Here is a 17,528-nt window from a genome sequence, read left to right as displayed (position 1 = left end):
ACAGTTGGAGCGAAACGCACGGAAGTTCGTGAACTGCTGTGGATGTACGGCTCGAGGGCGCCGCGTTACGAGTGATGCCGGAGGAGATCGAACACGATCCCTGGAGGCACCCCCCATGCCGTTCCCCTCACGTTCCCCTGTCCTGCGCGCCGCGCTCGCGCTGGGCCTCACGGCCGTTCTCACGTCCTCAACACTCGCCGCCCCCACCGCGGCCCAGGCGGATCGGGTACCCCCGCGCCTGGGACCGGCGGCACCGGGCGAGTTCAAGGCCCTGCAGGACACCTCGGGCGGCCTGGGGCTGCCCGAACGCGCGCTGATCCAGGCCGGTGCCGCCGCGCGGCAGAAGCCCGGCATCGGCGTCCGGTGGCGGTCGGAAGGACCCGACAACATCGGCGGCCGGGTCACCGGCATCGCGGTCGACCCGCGCCGGGCCGACACCATCTATGTCGCGGCGGCCAGCGGCGGCATGTGGAAGAGCACGGACCGGGGCCGCACCCTGACCGCGATCTGGCCCGAGTCGTACCCGCAGGCCATCGGCGCGGTCGCCACCAGCCCCGACGGCGCGATCTACGTCGGCACCGGCGAGTCCAACCCCGGCGGCGGCTCGATCACCTATGAGGGCGACGGGATCTACAAGTCCACCGACGGCGGCCGGACCTGGAAGAACGTCGGTCTCCGCAAGTCGGCCACGATCTCGTTCATCGCCATCGACCCGGCGAACCCCAAGCGGCTCTACGTCGCCGCGACGGGCTCGCTGTTCCGGCCGGGCGGTGAACGCGGCGTTTACGTCTCCTCCAACGGCGGCCGCAGCTGGACCCGGAGCCTGGACGTCCCGAACGCCACGACCGGCGCCAGCGGCCTGGCCATCGACCCGGCCAACCCCAAACGCCTCTTCGCCACACTGTGGGACCGGCGCCGCGAACCCGACCTGCGCCGCTACGGCGGTGTCGGCTCGGGCCTCTACCGCTCGCTCGACGCCGGTGCGTCCTGGACGCGCCTCGACAACGTGACCGCGCCGACGCCGGGTGACGACATCGCACTGCGCAGCGATCCGCGGCTGGGCCGGATCGGCGTCGGCATCGCCCCCTCACGCCCGGACAGGGTCTACGTGCTGACCTCGACGTACGGGCAGTTCGGTAACCACAAGGGCTTCTACGTCTCCGACGACGGCGGCGGCTCGTTCGCCACGGCGGCGCTGCCGCCCGGCGACGTGCCGTACTGGTGGACCGGCCATGTCTGGATCGACCCGGCCGACCCCGAACGTGTGCTCATCCCGTCCGCCTCGCTCCTCGAGTCGACCAACGGCGGCAAGAGCTGGACGTCCAACCAGGGCATGCACGTCGACCACCACGCGATCGCCTGGGACCCCAAGGTGCCGGGCCGCGTGTACGAGGGCAACGACGGCGGCGTCTACCGCTCCGACGCCAACGGCCGGACCAACACCTGGCAGATGGCCGTGAACCACCCGTTCACCCAGTTCTACACGCTGACCGTCAGCGCGCAGGACGCCACCCGCATCGCCGGCGGCACACAGGACAACGGATCGCTGCGCACGTGGGGAGGCCCGCGCTGGAACGAGTTCCAGGGCGGCGACGGCGAGGCCAACGTCATCGACCCGGCCGACCAGAACATCGTCTACAGCTGCTACCAGTTCGGCTTCTGCTCACGTTCGGCGGACGGCGGCGACACGCTGGTGCCGTTCCGCGGCCTGGCCGACGAGGACCGGTACAACTGGCTCAGCCCGGTCGTCCTGCAGCCCGGCGCGACCGGCACGGTCTACTTCGGCAGCAACCGGCTCTACCGTTCGACCAACGGCCTCGACTACACGCCCGTCAGCCCCGACCTGACCGGCGGCCCGGGACGCGACGAGGTGTACCCGTTCGGCACGCTCACCACGATCGCGCCGAGCGCCACCGACCCGCAGTCGATCCTGGTCGGCTCCGACGACGGCCGCGTCACGGCCACGACGGACGGCGGCCAGAGCTGGCGCGTTCTGCTCAAGGATCAGCCCTGGGTGACCCGGGTGGCAGTCGACCCGCGGAACGCCCGGCGCGCGTTCGCCACGCTCTCGGGCTACCGCGCGCAGGGCACCGGCGGCCACGTGCTGCTCACGACCGACGGCGGCGCCAACTGGCGGGACGTCACCGGCACTCTGCCCGAAGCACCGGTGAACGACATCGTCATCGGCCCGGCCGGAATCCTGTTCGTGGCCACCGACGTCGGCGTCTACGCCGGCGCCCCGTCCGGCCGCTTCTGGCTGCGCCTGGGCCACCTTCCGCTGGCGCCGGTGAACGATATCGAGTTCAACGCCGTGTCCGGCCGCCTGTTCGCAGCGACCTTCGGCCGCGGCATCTACAGCACCCAGATCACCTCAGCCATGCAGACACGCCTCCAACGCGGCCGCTGACCCGTCGCCCGCAGGGCTCCCGGCCTCAACCACTCGGCCGCTGACCCGTCGCCGCGGGACCCCGGCCTCGGCCGGGGTCCCGCGGTGCCAGGCACCTCGCGGTGTGTCAGGTGTCCTTGCGGGCCTTGCTCGGCTGAACGCGCTTGGGCTCGCCAGCCATCTTCGGATAGTTGGGCGGGTACGGGGCGTCGCCGAGGCCGTGGTCCTTCTCGTCGCGATCGGCCATCTCCAGGAGCGGCTCCAGCGAGAACGACTGCTCGTCGATGGCGGCGTGCAGGTCGCCCAGCTCGGCGAAGCGGGCGGGCATCGTGGCGATGGTGAAGTCCTCAGGCACGATGTCCGGGAGCTCCTCCCAGGTCACGGGCGCGGAGACGGGCGCGTGCGGGAGCGGCCGGATGCTGTAGGCGGAGGCGATCGTCCGGTCGCGCGCGTTCTGGTTGAAGTCGATGAAGACCTGCTCGCCGCGTTCCTCCTTCCACCACTTGGTCGTGACCAGCTCGGGGACGCGGCGTTCCACCTCGCGGCCGAACGCCAGCGCGGAGCGGCGCACGTCGGTGAACGTCCAGCGAGGCTCGATCCTCACGTAGACGTGCAGGCCGCCCTTGCCGGAGGTCTTGGTGAAACCGGTGTAGCCAAGCTCGTCCAGCAGATCGCGGGCCGGGCCGAGAGCGACCTTGACCGCGTCGTTGAAGTCGGTGCCGGGTTGCGGATCGAAGTCGATGCGCAGCTCGTCCGGGTGGTCGACGTCGTCGCGGCGCACCGGCCAGGGGTGGAACGTCAGCGTGCCCAGATTGGCGGCCCAGGCGATCACGGCTACCTCGGTCGGGCAGACCTCGTCCGCGGAGCGACCGCTCGGGAACTCGATCCGCGCCGTCTGCACCCAGTCAGGAGCGCCCTTGGGGATGCGCTTTTGGTAGAAGGCGTCGGACTTCCCGGCGCCCATGCCCGCCTGGCCGCGCGCATAGTCCACCCGGGTGGCGAGCTTGGCGCCCTCGAAGACGCCGCCGGGCCACCGTTCGAGCGTGGTGGGGCGGTTGCGCGTGGCACGCAGGATGCCGTCCCCGACCGCGATGAAGTACTCCACCATCTGGCGCTTTGTATAGCCATGTTCTGGAAAGAGCACTTTGTCGGGATTGGACACTTTGACGAGCCGATCCCCTACCGGGATCTCGATGAACGGCGAGGCCATACACGCACGTTAACCCACGGGTCCGACATGATCACGCGCCCGTCCCCTTAACGGCCGCTGACGTCACATCCCCCGCGCCGCGCGATCCGGCGGGCGCGAGGTAACGTCGAAGGCATGGAGAAGATCCACAAGAGTGATGAGGAATGGCGGGCCCAGCTGAGCCCCGAGGAGTACCAGGTGCTCCGCGAGGCGGGCACCGAACGTCCCTTCACCGGGGAGTACACCGACACCAAGACGGTCGGGGTCTACCGCTGCAGGGCCTGCGGCACCGAGCTGTTCCGTTCGGACTCCAAGTTCGACTCGCACTGCGGCTGGCCGAGCTTCTTCGAGCCGTCCAAGTCCGAGGCGGTCACCTTGATCGAGGACCGGACGCTGGGCATGGTCCGCGTCGAGGTCCGTTGCGCCGCCTGCGACTCCCACCTGGGACACGTGTTCCACGGCGAGGGTTACCAAACCCCGACCGATGATCGATACTGCATCAACAGCATCAGCCTGACCCTGGAGTCCACAGAGTAAGCATCCGCTTGCGGGGCGTCGGTTTGGGTCTGCTGAGCCAACCGCGCGGCGGGATAAAGCGTCCCATCGAACGGAGAGCTTCTCCGATCCGAAAGGACGCCATGGCCGCCAAGCTTGATGCGTATGAAATCTCCTACCTGTGCGGCGGCCCCGAGCGGGTGGCACGCGCCGCGCTGGTCGCCCTCTGCGCCGACGGCAGGGTTCAACTCTCCGACGAGGCTCCGTACCGCGTGGTGAAGGTTAGGCGCGAGGGTCATCATCGCGTGGAGACGGCCGTTCTCGACAAGATTCCCAGCAGCGGCCTGCCGTTGAAGCTGGTCCTGCGCACCACCGCAGATTCACCGGCGGTCCGCCGATGTGCGGAAACATTGCTGGAGAAGAAACTGCTGCGTCGGTCGTTCCGTGGATGGGTCGGGCCGTCGCGGGCGGGCGAGGAGGAGCGCGGGCGACTCGCCGAGACCCCGACCGATGAAGCCGTGAAGCAGTTCGCCGCAGAGGGGATCACGGCGTTGCCTGAGGGCCCTCTCCACGACGCCCTGGCGGCACTCCCGCCGGAGCCGGAGTTTCCGATCAAGCTGCCCAAGGCGAAGGAGACCTTCTACGACAGCACGACCGGCGGCTCCGGGGGCGCCGGCGTCGGGGGCTCCGGCTTGTGAGTCAGGTCGGGGGCGCCGGCTTGTAAGTCAGCGGGTCTCGTCGACGCCGCAGTCGTCCTTGTCGCTCTGCTTGTTGGCGAGGACCACCATGCCGTTCCCCTCGCTCTTGCCGTGGATGAAGACGCGCGGGGCGCTGTCACCGGCCTCGCGGAGGAACTGGGTGGTCCACTCGCACAGGGACTTGGCGGGGGTCGAGTTCTCGTCGCCCTCTTCGAGGTCGGTGTAGACGCGCAGGAACGCACCGCTCCGGCGGACGTCCTTGACGTACTTGACGATCTTCTTGTCGGGGTCCTTGGTCTCGAAGAACGGCATCGCGTCCGGGACCTCGTCGGGATCGGCGGCGACCGTGTCCGCGCTGGTGTTCGGGCTGGGCGAGGCGGTCTTGCTCGTCTGCGCCGCGACGGCGGCCCGGGGCGTGCGATCGTCACCCGTCGCGGCCGAGAGACCGGCGAGCCCTGCGACGCCGAGCAGCGCCACCGAGGCGGTGCCGGTCCCGACCACGATCAACCTGCGCCGACCGGGCTCCCCCATGGCGTTCTTGATCATGCGATCCCAGCGAACGGTGAACTCGGAGGGCGGCTTCGCATGCCTGCCACGCGCGTGTTTTGGGGGAGCTTTGGTCACGGCCAGCACCTTACTGGCACTTTGCCTTCCGTTCCCCCCACATTGGACAACCTGGACCGTATGTCGCAGGGGTCTTGGAAGGGTCCTGTGGCAATGAAGGTCCTATGGCCACGATCGGCCCGTGATTATGGAAGACCCTGTGATTATGGAAGGGCCTTGAGGAGCTCCGCGATCGGCTTGCGGCGACCGGTGTAGAACGGGACCTCCTCGCGGACATGGCGGCGAGCCGTCGAGCCGCGGAGGTGACGCATCAGGTCGACGATGCGGTGCAGTTCGTCGGCCTCGAACGCCAGCATCCACTCGTAGTCGCCCAGCGCGAACGAGGACACCGTGTTGGCCCGCACGTCCGGGTAGCCGCGCGCCATCTTGCCGTGCTCGGCGAGCATGGCGCGGCGCTCCTCGTCCGGCAGGAGGTACCACTCGTACGAACGGACGAACGGGTAGACGCAGACATAGTCCCGCGCCTCCTCCTCCGCCAGGAACGCCGGGATGTGGCTCTTGTTGAACTCGGCGGGCCGGTGCAGGGCCATCTGCGACCAGACCGGCTCACTGGCGCGGCCCACGGCGGTCCGGCGGAACCGGCTGTAGATCTCCTGCAGGTCGTCGGAGGTCGGCGCGTGCCACCAGAACATGTAGTCCGCGTCGGCCCGCAGGGCGGACACGTCGTACAGGCCGCGCGTGACCACGTCCTTCTGCGCCGCCTGGTCGAGCAGGTCCTGTACCTCGGCGGCGTCGCGCTCCTGGATCTCGCCCGGGTTCTTGACCCGGAACACCGACCACATCGTGTAGCGGATGACCTGGTTGAGATCGCGCGCCTTCGGCTTATCCGCCCGCTGCGGCGCCTGGCCCGCCGCGTTCTCCGCGCTCTCCGCCGCTTCCGCCGCCTGCCCCTGAGGCTCCTGCCCCTGCTCCGTCGCTGCCATGGCTCAATTCTCCCCGACTGTCGAGATGCTCCAGCACCCGGGCCGCCGCAGCGCGCGCGGTGGCGATGCAGGCCGGGATGCCCAGTCCGTCGTACGCCGCGCCCGCCACAGCCAGGCCGGGTTGCCCGGCGACCGCCGCCCGGATGCGGGCGACCCGGTCGGCGTGGCCCACGTTGTACTGCGGCAGACCGCCGCCCCAGCGTGTCACCCGTGTTTCCAGCGGCAGCTCGGAGACGCCGCACGTGGTCGCCAGCTCCGTCATCGCCACCGCCTTAAGGTCATCGTCGGCACGCTGCAGCGTGTGTTCCTCGCCAAAACGCCCGATGGAGCACCGGACGGCGATGATCCCGGGTGCCTTGTCGCGCAGGTGCGGCCACTTCACCGAGCTGAACGTGACAGCCTTGACCTCGCGTCCCTCCACAGCGGGCACGAGATAGCCCGAACCGCGCGGCAGGCGGCGGAAGGCGGAGACGGCGTACGCGAGCGTGACGATCGCCATGCTCGCGTACTCGATCCGTTGCAGCTCCCGGGTCGCGGCCGGCACGTCCTCGGCCAGCAGCCGGGCCGCCGGAGCAGCGGGGACCGCGATGACCACGCCATCGGCGTCCATGGTCTCGGGCTCTCGGGCCGAGCCGAGCGTCAGCCGCCAGCCCCCAGGCCGGCGCCGCAGCTCGCGGACCATCGTGCTGGTACGGATCGTTCCACCATTGGCGACGATCGCCTCGCTCAACAGCCGCGGCAGCGTCCCCAGCCCATCGGGCAGGGTCGCGAAGATCGGGCCTGCGTCCTTGGGCGCCGCATCCCGCACGCCGCGCACCGCCGAGATCAGCGAACGGTGCGCGCGGGCTGCCGTCGCGACGGCGGGCAGCGTCGATTCGAAGGACAGCTCCTCGGTACGCCCGGCGTACACCCCGCCCAGCAGCGGCTCGACCAGCCGGTCGACGACCTCACGCCCCAGCCGTGCGCCGACGTAGTCGGCCACCGAGACGTCGGTGCCGCGCGGTGTCTCCGGCAGCACAAGGTCAAGTGGGACGCGCGCCAGCCCCGCCGGGGAGAGCACCTGCGACGCCGCGAGTGCGCGCAGGTCGGAGGGAACGCCCATCACCTGCCCGGCCGGCATCGTGCGCAACGCCCCGTGGCTGAGGATCGCGGCGGAGGTCGTGCCGGGGTTGACCAGTGCGTCCCCATGGCCGAGGTCGCGTACGAGATCAAGCCCCTCCGGACGCCGGGCCAGCATGGACTCGGCGCCCTCGTCCACCGGCAGGCCCGCGATCTCGCTGATGCGCAACTTGCCGCCGACCAGCGGAGAGCCCTCCAGCACGGTCACCCGCACGCCGCCACGGCTCAGCAACCGCGCGGCCGCCAGCCCGGCGACGCCACCTCCGACCACAACGACATGCGCCTCGCCCCGCGCGGTATCGACGGATCTCCCAGAGGTGGTCATGACATCCACGATCCCAGATGCTCGTCAGCGCCCGGCAGCAGGGCACCCCCTCGCACTCCCTCGCCGTCCCGTCTCCCGCACCCCAGCCGCACCCGACCGCGCCCGGCCGTGATCTGAGCGCATTCGCATCGTGGCCTTATCGCGACTCTCGCGGCGGAACGGTGATTTGCGACACACCGTCGAAACGCCATGCAGACCGTCAGAAGAGTCAGATACGCGCTGTGTGCCGTCGTCGTCCTGTTGCTGACCGGCGGGCTGCTGGCCGGCTGCAGCGGCGACGACCGCGCTGGAAGTGGATCCCCTGCGCGCAATCCGGCACCGCGGGAGGCTGTGGCCTCCGGTGCTCCCGGGGTTTCCGGAGGAGCCGCCGACTCCTCCGGTGCCCAGAAGCAGCGGATGAACGGGGCGAATCCGGCAAAGCTGGAGCCCTATCCGGACGGCCGGTCCGTCATCTACCAGTCGGACCTGCGGGTACGAGCTCAGAACGTGGAGGCCGCCACGGCCCGCGCCAAGCAGCTGGTCACGGCGGCGGGCGGCTACGTCGACAATGAGTCCTCCGCGAGCGAGCCGGTGGGCGCCACCATCACGTTCAAGATCCCCGCCGATCGATACCCGGCCGTCCTGGACCAGCTCGCCGGGCAACTCGGCACCAAGCTCTCCTTGCGGCAGCGGGCCGAGGACGTCACCGGCGAGGTCGCCGACGTCGACAGCCGGGTGCGTTCGGCGCAGGCCACCCTCAGCTCGTTCCGCAAGCTCCTCGACAAGGCCCGCACGGTCGGCGAGGTGATGAACGTGGAACAGGAGATCTCCCAGCGGCAGGCCGATCTGGAAGCCCTGCAGGCCCGCCAGAAGTCCCTCCAGCAGCGCACGCGCTTCGCCACGGTCACGCTCGCCGTGGAGGCACCCAAGGAGGGGCAGAAGGTCGGCAAGTCACGCGAGGGTTTCCTCGGCGGTCTTCAGGGCGGATGGGACGCCTTCACCGCGTTCATCAGCGGGTTCTTGCTCGTCCTCGGCTGGCTGCTGCCGTTCCTGATCCCGCTCGGTCTCCTTGCTGCGGGCGCACTGGCGGTCCGGCACCGCATGAAGCGGGACCACATGCCCACGCCACCGGCGTCGGAGTGACACTGGACGGAGCGATCATGCCAGTAAATACTGGCATTCATGAGCCATATGAGGACCAGCCGCCCGATACGACTCCTCACCGCAGGCGCAGGCGTACTCCTGATCGGCATGACCCTCACGCCCCCGGCACACGCCGCACCAGCGCCCTCCACCCACGCCACGCGGGCCGAGTACGCCGATGTTGCTGCACTGGGACGGAACCGCATGGAGCCCTGCCACCGTTCCGACCAGCGGAATCAATGAACTCGGTGAGATCGGAAGAGACGGCACGGGCGCCCTGTGGGTCAGCGGGCACGCCACCGACACGCCCAACCGGCCCGCCCTGCTGCGATACGACGGGCAGCGTTGGGAGCGGCTTCAGACTCCGGCGGTCTCAGGCCAGTCCAACGTGCACATGCTGCAACTCGCAGCCGTCCCCACGTCCGACAAGGTCTGGCTCCTGGGCAGCGGCAGGCCCATCGTCATGACCAACAGCTGACCCGAGACGTTCACCAGCGGCTCAGCTCTCGGCAGAGACCTCGTGGACCAGATCGGTGAGGCGGGCCAGCACGTCGGGATCGGTGGACGGCAGCACGCCGTGGCCGAGATTGAAGATGTGGCCCTCAGCCGTGCGGCCACGGGCCAGGATGTCGCGGGCCCGCTGCTGGATGACGTCCCACGGCGCGAAGAGGATCGCCGGATCGAGGTTGCCCTGCAGGGCCTTGCCCGGCTCCACGCGATGCACGGCCTCGTCCAGGGGGACCCGCCAGTCGACACCGACGACGTCGGCCCCGGCCTCGCCCATCAAGCCCAGCAACTCACCCGTCCCCACCCCGAAGTGGATCCGCGGTACGCCCAAGGACTCAATCGCGTCGAAGATCTTGCGGCTGTGCGGCAGGACCGACTCCCGGTAGTCCTGCGGGCCGACCGCCCCCACCCACGAGTCGAACAGCTGGATCGCGCTCGCGCCCGCCTCGATCTGGACCTTGAGGTAGTCGATCGTCATGTCGGCCAGCCGGTCCATGAGCTCGGCCCACAGCTCCGGCTCGCCGTACATCATGGCCTTGGTGTGGTCGTGGTTCTTGGACGGCCCACCCTCGATGAGGTACGAGGCGAGCGTGAACGGGGCACCCGCGAAGCCGATCAACGGCGTCGAGCCCAGCTCGCCCACCAGCCCCTGGATCGCCTCGGTGGTGAACGGCACGTCGTCGGGCGTCAGCCGGCGCAGCCGCTCCACAGCCGCCTTGTCCCGGATCGGGTCGGCGATCACCGGGCCGACGCCGGGTTTGATGTCGAGGTCCACGCCGATGGCCCTGAGCGGCACGACGATGTCGCTGAAGAAGATCGCCGCGTCCACCCCGTACCGCCGCACGGGCTGCAGCGTGATCTCAACGATCATGTCCGGCCGGGCGCAGGCCTCCAGCATCGGAACGCCCTCGCGAACCCGCAGGTACTCGGGCAGCGAGCGGCCCGCCTGCCGCATGTACCAGACGGGGGTGTGCGGCACCGGCAAGCGGCGGCACGCCCGTACGAAGGCGCTCTCCTCCGGACCGGAGGCTTCATTCGAACCAGCAACGTCAACAGCCACGTGCCGATCGTCCCACGAACCAACCGCCGCCACGCACCAGGGTGAGAACACAGCCGCGGGCCGATGTACCGGCCAGGCGTACGTAGGCTGTGGCGCGGATTTGGGAGAGGCGGGGCATGAGGGATACGGGGCTGAACGGACTTGAGTGTGAGCTGGGACCAAAAGGGGCTTGGGGCGCAGAAGTTCCGGACACGCCGAGCGAAGTCCCGCATTCTGTCCCTGGCTCATGCCAACGTGATCCGTGTCATAGCCGAGGGAGGTCCCCCTTGTACTGTTCCACCTGCGGTGATGAACGCCTGTTCGAGCAGCCGCCCTGCCAGGACGGGCACGGCGCCGAATGCCCCGAGCGGATATGCACGGACTGCGGCACGGCGATGCTGATCGGTCTGCCGGTGCCCTCGCCGGCGACGCTTGAGCATGCCGGTGAGCATGCCGGGAAGAACGCCGCCTCATCCCCCGCCGAGCGGGCCGCCTGAACGGCGTGACCCACGAACCGAAACCTGAGCCGTGTCACCTTCTCCGCCCCCATTCCCCTCGACTCTGCCCGGCGGCCCGACCGGCCGTGACGGCGTCGGCTGCCCGACCGGCGCCGTGCGCCCCCTCGACCTCGGACCGCCCGGAAAGCCGGGCACCGTCGGAAAACCCGGCGTGGCGCCGCCCGGCTCCACCCGTCCTGCGACCTACGCTCGCCACATGGCCGGTCCTGGCATGACCCCTCCCCCGTTCCAGCGGGTCCTCGACACGCTCCAGGCGATCCTCGATGGCCCCGCGATCCGCCCCGAACTCGAACTGGAGGACATGCCCGCACCCCAGCGCCTCGCGCCGTACGCGGCCGCCATAGCCGGCAGCGTCTACCGCGAGGACGACTCCGAGGTCGCGATGGGCCGCCTGATCGTGCTGTACGACCCGGAGGGCCGCAGCGGCTGGACCGGCGAGTTCAGGATCGTGGCGTACATCCGGGCCGATCTGGAGCCGGAGATCGCCGCCGAGGAGCTGATCGGCTCGGTGGCCTGGAGCTGGCTGCTGGAGGCCCTGGAGCCCGCGGGGTACGCTGGCGTCTCCGGAACGATCACGCGTGCGGTCTCGGAGAGCTTCGGTGACAAGAGCGACGAGCCCTCCACGACCGAGCTCGAGTTGCGCGCGTCGTGGTCTCCGACGGGCGAAGATCTCACCGGCCATGTGGCCGCGTGGTGCGAGGTCATGTGCACAACGGCGGGCCTGCCGCCCACCGGGATCAGCGCTCTGCCAGACCGTGAGGGCGGAACGGTGAAGTGAGCGACGTACGGTAGGGGACGTGGGTAGCACAGCGTCCGAAGCCGAGGCGGCCGGCGAGAGCACGGAGATCGAAGCAGTGTCCGACTCCAAGAAGGCCCCGTCCGGCAAGGCGGAGCCCGGCGGTGAGAGGTCCGCCGACGGCCGGCCGACGGCACCCGGCAAGGCCGGGGCGGCCGGCGGCTCGACCGCGCCGCCCGCAGAGCGCTCGGCCGTGCCGCCCGCACAGTTCTCAGCCGCGCCACCCGCAGAGGGTCCGACCGCGCCGCCCGCAGACAAGACCATGGCCGGAGCCAAGCCCGGAGCCAAGCCCGGAGCCGAGAGCGACACCGGAGCCGACGCCGCAGCCGCAGGCGACGCCGGAGTCGAGCCCGAGGCCGCGGGCGACGCCGATGGCGAGGCCGTTGAGCCGGCCATACCGCTCCTGGAGCCGCGTGACGGCGTGCCGCCCGTGATCGAGACCGTCGCGGATCTGGAACGTGTCATCGCCGCGTTCGCCGCCGGGACCGGGCCGGTCGCCGTGGACGCCGAACGCGCGTCCGGCTACCGCTACGGGCAGCGCGCGTACCTCATCCAGCTGCGCCGCCGCGGCGCGGGCAGCGCCCTCATCGACCCGGTCGCGCTGCCGGATCTCTCCGAGCTTGGCGACGCGCTCGCCGACACCGAGATGGTGCTCCACGCCGCCAACCAGGACCTGCCCTGCCTGGCCGAGGTCGGCATCGTGCCGAAACGCCTGTTCGACACCGAGCTGGCCGGGCGCCTCCTCGGACACCCGCGGGTCGGGCTGGGCTCGATGGTCGAGAACGTGCTCGGCTACGTTCTGGAAAAGGGCTACTCCGCGGCCGACTGGTCGACGCGGCCGCTCCCCGAGGACTGGCTGCGGTACGCCGTGCTGGACGTCGAGCTCCTGGTCGAGCTCCGTGACGCGCTCTACGCCGAACTGTCGGACTCCGGCAAGCTGGACTGGGCGCTGGAGGAGTTCGCGGCGATCCTCACCACGCCGCCCAAACCGCCCCGTACCGACCCCTGGCGCCGGACGTCCGGAATCCATCGCGTCCGCAACCGCCGCGCCCTGGCAGTCGTACGCGAGGTCTGGGTGACCCGCGACAAGATCGCCCAGGAACGCGACCTCTCCCCCGGCCGGGTGCTCCAGGACGCGGCGATCGTCGAGCTCGCGCTCAGTTCACCCAAGACCCCCGCCGAGCTGCAGGCCCTGTCCACCATGCGAGGCCGCGGTGCCCGCCGCCACCAGACCGCCTGGCTGCGCGCGGTCTCCAGGGCCCGGAGCCTGTCCGACCGGGCCCTCCCGGAGTCCAACCTGCCCGGCGACGGCCCGCCGCCCGCCCACCGCTGGGCCGAACGCGACCCGGAGGCGGCCAAGCGCCTCGCCGCCGCCAAGGCCGTCGTCGCCGCCCTCGCGGACGAGCACACGATGCCGACGGAAAACCTCCTCCAGCCCGACTCCGTCCGCCGCCTCTCGTGGTCACCGCCGGCTGACATCACACCCGAGGCGATCATCACGGTGCTCCGTGAGCTGGGCGCCCGGCCGTGGCAGATCAACCTGGTGGCCAAGCCACTGGCCAAGGCGTTCGTACGCCTGGAGTGCAAGGGCGACCTCTGACCACCAGCGGGCAAGCGTTCTGATCAGAGATCCGGAAGCGGATCCCGGGGCAGGCTGTCGCGCGCGAAGACCTCCGCGTCCGCCGCGTTGATCACCGCCACGTACTCGTCATCGACCTCGAATGACGCACCCGAGAACTCGAACGACGCCCCCGTCCCCGTCTCCACCGGCCCGATCCGGGTGCCGCGGGGATAACTCCCCCAGATGCTCTTGGGCTTGGTCCGGCTGAGCGCCCCGGTCGAGATCACCGCGACCTGGCTGTCGGTGACCACGAAGATGAACCCCGCACCGCCCCCGTAACTGAACGCGGGGAAGATGTAGCGGATCTCGTCCTCGATGCCCAGGAACTCTCGGCACCGGTCGCGAAGCGGACGTGGCACGGGCATGACGGCGGAAGCACCTCCCCCGGGGAACGGTCGTCGTAAGGCAAAATTTACCCCGGCGGGCCCACCCTCGGCCGAACGCACCACCAATCGCGCCCCAACTGTTTCGATCTTGCCGCACGGAGCGCGCACCGCCAGCAGACACGCGCTCCTCCGCGTACGAACGCCTGCGTACGAACGCCTGGGTCCGAACCGTCAAACAGTGGCCAGTGCGGCGGTCGGGGCCAGGCGGGCGGCCCGCATTGCGGGATAGAGGCCGGCGACCGTGCCGATGGCGAGGGTGGCCACCAGTGCACCACCAAGAGCCCAGGAGGGTACGACCGGCGGCCAGCCACGGTAGAGGGCGAAACCCACGGTGACGACGGTGCCGAGCACCACGCCCACGATCCCGCCGAACGCCGACAGCAGCAGCGACTCGGCCAGGAACTGGACTCGCACCTGCCCTCTCGTCGCCCCCAGAGACCGGCGCAGCCCGATCTCGCGCCGCCGTTCGAGCACCGAGATCACCATTGTGTTGGCGACCCCCACTCCACCCACCAGCAGGGCCACCGCGCCCAATCCCAGCAGCAGGTTGGTGAACGCACCGGCTGCGGCGGCCTTGGCCTCCAGCGCGTCCGACGGGCGGCTGACCTCGACCTCCTCCGGATTCTCCGGGTTGACCGTCCGGGCGAGGACCTCACGTACATCCGGCACCGCGGCGTCCGTCGACCTTTCGTAGATCGTCGTCGGGTGCCGGTCGAAGCCCAGGTACTTCTCGGCGGCGTCCCAGCCCACCAGTGCCGAACGGTCGATTTCCGGCGCCAGCTCGGCCGAACGCAGGATCCCGATCACACTGAACCACCGGCCGCCGATCCACACCTGGCCCCCAGCCCGGTCGAACCCCATCCGCCGCGCCGCCTCCGACCCGAGCACCACCGCCGGATATCGCCCCGTCCCCGCGTTCAGCCACGTCCCCGTGCGCACCGACGCGTTCAACGTGCCCAGCAGATCCCCCGACGCCGCCTGCACGGCGATGCCGCTCGTCACCTCCTCGGCGATCCTGTCGGTCCGCCGCATCGACGCGTCCACCGTGCCCGTCGCGCCCACAGAAGTCACGGGGCCGATCCGCGCGACCATCTCGGGCGCGTTCTCAGGCAACTTCGCGGTCTCCCCGAAAAGCGTGTCGCCCGGCGAAACCGTCAACAAGTTGGTGCCGAGCCGGTCGATGCGCCGCAGCAGTTCCTCCTTGCTCGACGACGAGATCCCGATGACCGACACCATCGTGGCGATCCCGATGGCGATCCCGAGCGCCGACAACACCACCCGCGTGGGCCGGGCCCGGAGCCCACCCAACCCGACCCGCACCACGTCCCGCCCGTTCAGCCGCGCCGGCGCCAGCCCGCTCATGACGCGTACGCCCGCTCGTCCGCGACGATCAGCCCGTCCCGGACCCGCACCCGCCGCGGCGCCCACGCCGCGATCTCCATGTCGTGCGTGATGACCGCGACGGTCGTCCCACCCCGGTGCAACTCACCGAGCAGCTCCAGCACACCCTCCCCCGCCGCCGAGTCCAGATTCCCCGTCGGTTCGTCCGCCAGCAAAAGATCCGGCTCCCCAACAACGGCTCGCGCGATGGCGACCCGCTGCCGTTCACCACCGGACAACTCGTTCGGCCTGTGCCGTACCCGCGCTCCCAGCCCAACGCGCTCCAACGCAGCCCCAGCCCGAGCCCTCCGCTCCTTAAGCGAGATACCCGAATACAGAAGCCCATCGGCGACATTGTCAAGCGCGCTAACGCCATCCGCCAGGTGAAACTGCTGGAACACAAACCCGATATGCCGAGCCCTCAGGGTCGACAATTCCCGATCGCTCAACTCGGCTACTTCATGCCCGGCGATACAGACCACACCCGCACTGGGCCGGTCCAGCGTCCCGATCATGTGCAGCAACGTGGACTTTCCCGACCCCGACGGCCCCACGATCGCGGCCAGCTCACCTTGCCCCACAACCAAATCAACACCCCTGAGAGCAGCGACCCCACCGGGGTACTCCTTGGTCACGCCTCGAAGCTCAACAATGGTCATGAGACCGGTACCCCGACCTTCATGCCCTCCTTGAGCCCGGCGCCCTGAATTTCCACACGCCCACCCCCGAACGCCCCGGTAGTAACGGCGACAATCCGCCTCGTGCCTTCCACCACCTCGACCCCGAAGCCGCCCTCCTTCAGAGCAAGCAGCGCCTCCACAGGCACCGACAACACACCCCGCGTCCGTTCACTTTCCAGCTCCACCGTCACAGGCGCCTGATCCAGCCGACCGGTCTTGGCGCCCCGATCCAGCCCTATCTCGACATCCACAGTGGTCTTGGCGTTCTGATCCGACCCCGTCTTCTCCGCGACGTTCCCCACCGTGGAGATCCGCCCCCGCACCACACTCCCGTCCGGCAGCTCGACCTCCACCCGCGCACCCTTCCGCGCGAGATCCTGCTTCTCGGCCTCAAGGTCCACATGAACGACCCGCCGCAACCCAGTCACCGTCATAACGGCCTGCCCCGCCGCCGTCCGCGCGCCCTCCCCCGCCTTAACGTCCTTGACCCGCGCGGCCCCCGGCAGGAAAACAACCTGCCCGACATCAACGACCCCAGACGTTTCCAGCCCCCGATCGTCCTGCCACTCCTGCACAGCCGCCGCCGTAGCCCCCGTGAACTCCCGATCGACAGTCAGCCCGTCATAACCGAGCGCCTCCAAATTCTTCTCCAATTGCTCGACATCACCCCCTTCCACGCCCTCTTTCAAGACCCGATACATCGGCTCACCCCCATAAAAGAGAGTGACCGGCTTCCCGTTCACCTTGAGCAGCGTCTTCCCCCGCTGCACAACACGCCCTTCCTCCGGCGCCGCCGTGACAGTCCCCGTCACCCCCGTGACAGAACGCTCATCCTCATAAGTGAGCGTCCCGTCCACCTTCTCGCTATCCACCAGATCACCCCGAGTGATCTGCGCAGTCCCCAGCGTCTGCGCCTCAACAGCGGCCTCAGACCCGTCTCCCCGGCTCAGCCCGAACGCAAGCCCACCACCCGCGAGAACAACAACGGCCACAATCGCCAACGCGCCCTTCACCTACGCCCCCCATTCGGCATGAGGTGGCTGCACGCCTTCCGGGCCTTCTGCGCCTTCTCCTGGCTGATTCCCTCCCCGAGCGGGATCTTCATGGATCCATCAGGCCCCGGGTCCGGCATGTTGACCCCGTTCTGCCGCATGCACTGCGCGAACTTCGTAGCCGCGTCCCGGACTTTGGGATCCTTCAAGTCGGGCATCCTCCCGCCCGCCTCAAGGAACGGCCGGCACTTCTTCATGGCCGCCTCAAGCTTGCTCCTGTCGATCCCCTTACCGCCCAGCCGGATGTCCCGCCTGTCAGTCCCCGGCTTCGGATCCGGAACGTTGACCCCGTTCTCCCGCATGCACTGGGCGAACTTGAGATCCGCCTCCTCCGGCGAGAGCGACCGAGAAGGCGAAGCCGAAACAGTCTTCCCACCCCCCGCCGAAGCGACCCCACTCCCTTCCGCACTCCCGCAAGCCCCCAAAACCAACCCCACCCCGAGCAACCCCAACACCCGCACCAGCATCCGATCGCCCCTCTCCGCCAAGGCCACACACCCCAGCAAGAGGCAATTCGACAACCCAGAGGGTTAAACCCGCATTAGCCGTGCACTGGGCGGGGTCGGTGGGTCGCAGGTCAGGGGGGTGGACGGGTGGGCGGGACTGTCCCGGTCGGGGGGACGGGTTCCGGGACGGGGTGGTGGGTCGGTGCACTGATCGGGATCGGT

18 protein-coding genes are annotated in these 17,528 nt (G+C 69.6%); 8 read left to right on the top strand and 10 right to left on the bottom strand.

Annotated elements, in window-relative coordinates:
• The first annotated feature begins 115 nt into the window (after positions 1–115).
• A complete protein-coding gene (locus tag ACH34W_RS00900) occupies positions 116–2,407 on the top strand; it encodes a hypothetical protein (protein WP_395958696.1) in 2,292 nt (763 codons plus the stop codon).
• 106 nt (positions 2,408–2,513) lie between these two features.
• On the opposite strand, the gene ACH34W_RS00895 is transcribed toward ACH34W_RS00900, so the two are convergent.
• Positions 2,514–3,596: a DNA polymerase domain-containing protein gene (locus ACH34W_RS00895; RefSeq protein WP_395958695.1), complete on the bottom strand. Its 1,083-nt coding sequence runs from the start codon at positions 3,594–3,596 to the stop codon at positions 2,514–2,516.
• 114 nt (positions 3,597–3,710) lie between these two features.
• Here ACH34W_RS00895 and msrB point away from each other — a divergent pair, with 114 nt between their 5' ends.
• Entirely contained in the window at positions 3,711–4,112 is a 402-nt protein-coding gene (gene msrB, locus ACH34W_RS00890; protein ID WP_395958694.1) for a peptide-methionine (R)-S-oxide reductase MsrB, read from the top strand.
• Positions 4,113–4,120: 8 nt separating this feature from the next.
• Positions 4,121–4,768, top strand: a complete 648-nt coding sequence (locus tag ACH34W_RS00885; protein WP_395958693.1) for a TIGR04222 domain-containing membrane protein — start codon at positions 4,121–4,123, stop codon at positions 4,766–4,768.
• Between the two features lie 27 nt (positions 4,769–4,795).
• On the opposite strand, the gene ACH34W_RS00880 is transcribed toward ACH34W_RS00885, so the two are convergent.
• From ACH34W_RS00880 to hemG, 3 genes are all read right to left on the bottom strand, one after another.
• Positions 4,796–5,392: a hypothetical protein gene (locus ACH34W_RS00880; RefSeq protein ID WP_395958692.1), complete on the bottom strand. Its 597-nt coding sequence runs from the start codon at positions 5,390–5,392 to the stop codon at positions 4,796–4,798.
• Between the two features lie 143 nt (positions 5,393–5,535).
• Positions 5,536–6,315 (bottom strand): hydrogen peroxide-dependent heme synthase, encoded by a 780-nt coding sequence (gene hemQ, locus ACH34W_RS00875; RefSeq protein WP_395958691.1) that lies wholly within the window; start codon positions 6,313–6,315, stop codon positions 5,536–5,538.
• Positions 6,215–7,759 (bottom strand): protoporphyrinogen oxidase, encoded by a 1,545-nt coding sequence (gene hemG, locus ACH34W_RS00870; RefSeq protein ID WP_395958690.1) that lies wholly within the window; start codon positions 7,757–7,759, stop codon positions 6,215–6,217. The genes hemQ and hemG overlap by 101 nt, the downstream gene beginning before the upstream one ends.
• A 189-nt stretch (positions 7,760–7,948) precedes the next feature.
• On the opposite strand from hemG, the gene ACH34W_RS00865 reads away from it, so the two are divergent.
• Both ACH34W_RS00865 and ACH34W_RS00860 read left to right on the top strand, forming a co-directional pair.
• On the top strand, positions 7,949–8,881 hold the full coding sequence (locus ACH34W_RS00865) for a DUF4349 domain-containing protein (protein WP_395958689.1): 933 nt from the start codon (positions 7,949–7,951) through the stop codon (positions 8,879–8,881).
• Positions 8,882–9,059: 178 nt separating this feature from the next.
• Positions 9,060–9,359, top strand: coding sequence for a hypothetical protein (locus ACH34W_RS00860; protein ID WP_395958688.1), 300 nt, complete (start codon positions 9,060–9,062; stop codon positions 9,357–9,359).
• A gap of 21 nt (positions 9,360–9,380) precedes the next feature.
• Here the strand turns inward: ACH34W_RS00860 and hemE are convergent, their stop codons facing one another.
• Positions 9,381–10,448 carry a uroporphyrinogen decarboxylase gene (gene hemE / locus ACH34W_RS00855; RefSeq protein ID WP_395958687.1) on the bottom strand — a complete coding sequence of 356 codons (1,068 nt, stop codon included), beginning with the start codon at positions 10,446–10,448 and terminating at the stop codon, positions 9,381–9,383.
• Positions 10,449–10,714: 266 nt separating this feature from the next.
• Here hemE and ACH34W_RS00850 point away from each other — a divergent pair, with 266 nt between their 5' ends.
• From ACH34W_RS00850 to ACH34W_RS00840, 3 genes are all read left to right on the top strand, one after another.
• Positions 10,715–10,924: a hypothetical protein gene (locus tag ACH34W_RS00850; protein WP_395958686.1), complete on the top strand. Its 210-nt coding sequence runs from the start codon at positions 10,715–10,717 to the stop codon at positions 10,922–10,924.
• Between the two features lie 217 nt (positions 10,925–11,141).
• The gene (locus ACH34W_RS00845; RefSeq protein WP_395958685.1) at positions 11,142–11,723 is read left to right on the top strand and encodes a DUF3000 domain-containing protein; all 582 of its coding nucleotides are present in this window, start codon (positions 11,142–11,144) and stop codon (positions 11,721–11,723) included.
• Between the two features lie 412 nt (positions 11,724–12,135).
• Positions 12,136–13,341 (top strand): HRDC domain-containing protein, encoded by a 1,206-nt coding sequence (locus ACH34W_RS00840; protein WP_395959278.1) that lies wholly within the window; start codon positions 12,136–12,138, stop codon positions 13,339–13,341.
• 23 nt (positions 13,342–13,364) lie between these two features.
• Here the strand turns inward: ACH34W_RS00840 and ACH34W_RS00835 are convergent, their stop codons facing one another.
• The 5 genes from ACH34W_RS00835 to ACH34W_RS00815 form a co-directional block, all read right to left on the bottom strand.
• Entirely contained in the window at positions 13,365–13,727 is a 363-nt protein-coding gene (locus tag ACH34W_RS00835) for a hypothetical protein (protein ID WP_395958684.1), read from the bottom strand.
• Positions 13,728–13,919: 192 nt separating this feature from the next.
• Complete coding sequence (locus ACH34W_RS00830) at positions 13,920–15,110, bottom strand: ABC transporter permease (RefSeq protein WP_395958683.1); 1,191 nt, start codon at positions 15,108–15,110, stop codon at positions 13,920–13,922.
• On the bottom strand, positions 15,107–15,787 hold the full coding sequence (locus ACH34W_RS00825) for an ABC transporter ATP-binding protein (protein WP_395958682.1): 681 nt from the start codon (positions 15,785–15,787) through the stop codon (positions 15,107–15,109). Before ACH34W_RS00825 ends, ACH34W_RS00830 begins: the two co-directional genes overlap by 4 nt.
• Positions 15,784–16,821 carry a peptidoglycan-binding protein gene (locus ACH34W_RS00820; RefSeq protein WP_395958681.1) on the bottom strand — a complete coding sequence of 346 codons (1,038 nt, stop codon included), beginning with the start codon at positions 16,819–16,821 and terminating at the stop codon, positions 15,784–15,786. Before ACH34W_RS00820 ends, ACH34W_RS00825 begins: the two co-directional genes overlap by 4 nt.
• Positions 16,818–17,327: a hypothetical protein gene (locus ACH34W_RS00815; RefSeq protein ID WP_395958680.1), complete on the bottom strand. Its 510-nt coding sequence runs from the start codon at positions 17,325–17,327 to the stop codon at positions 16,818–16,820. The genes ACH34W_RS00820 and ACH34W_RS00815 overlap by 4 nt, the downstream gene beginning before the upstream one ends.
• Positions 17,328–17,528: the final 201 nt, after the last annotated feature.

It is taken from the genome of Actinomadura sp. 6N118, assembly GCF_044326415.1.
GTDB lineage: Bacteria > Actinomycetota > Actinomycetes > Streptosporangiales > Streptosporangiaceae > Spirillospora.
This window is presented reverse-complemented; position numbering and strand designations above follow the sequence as displayed.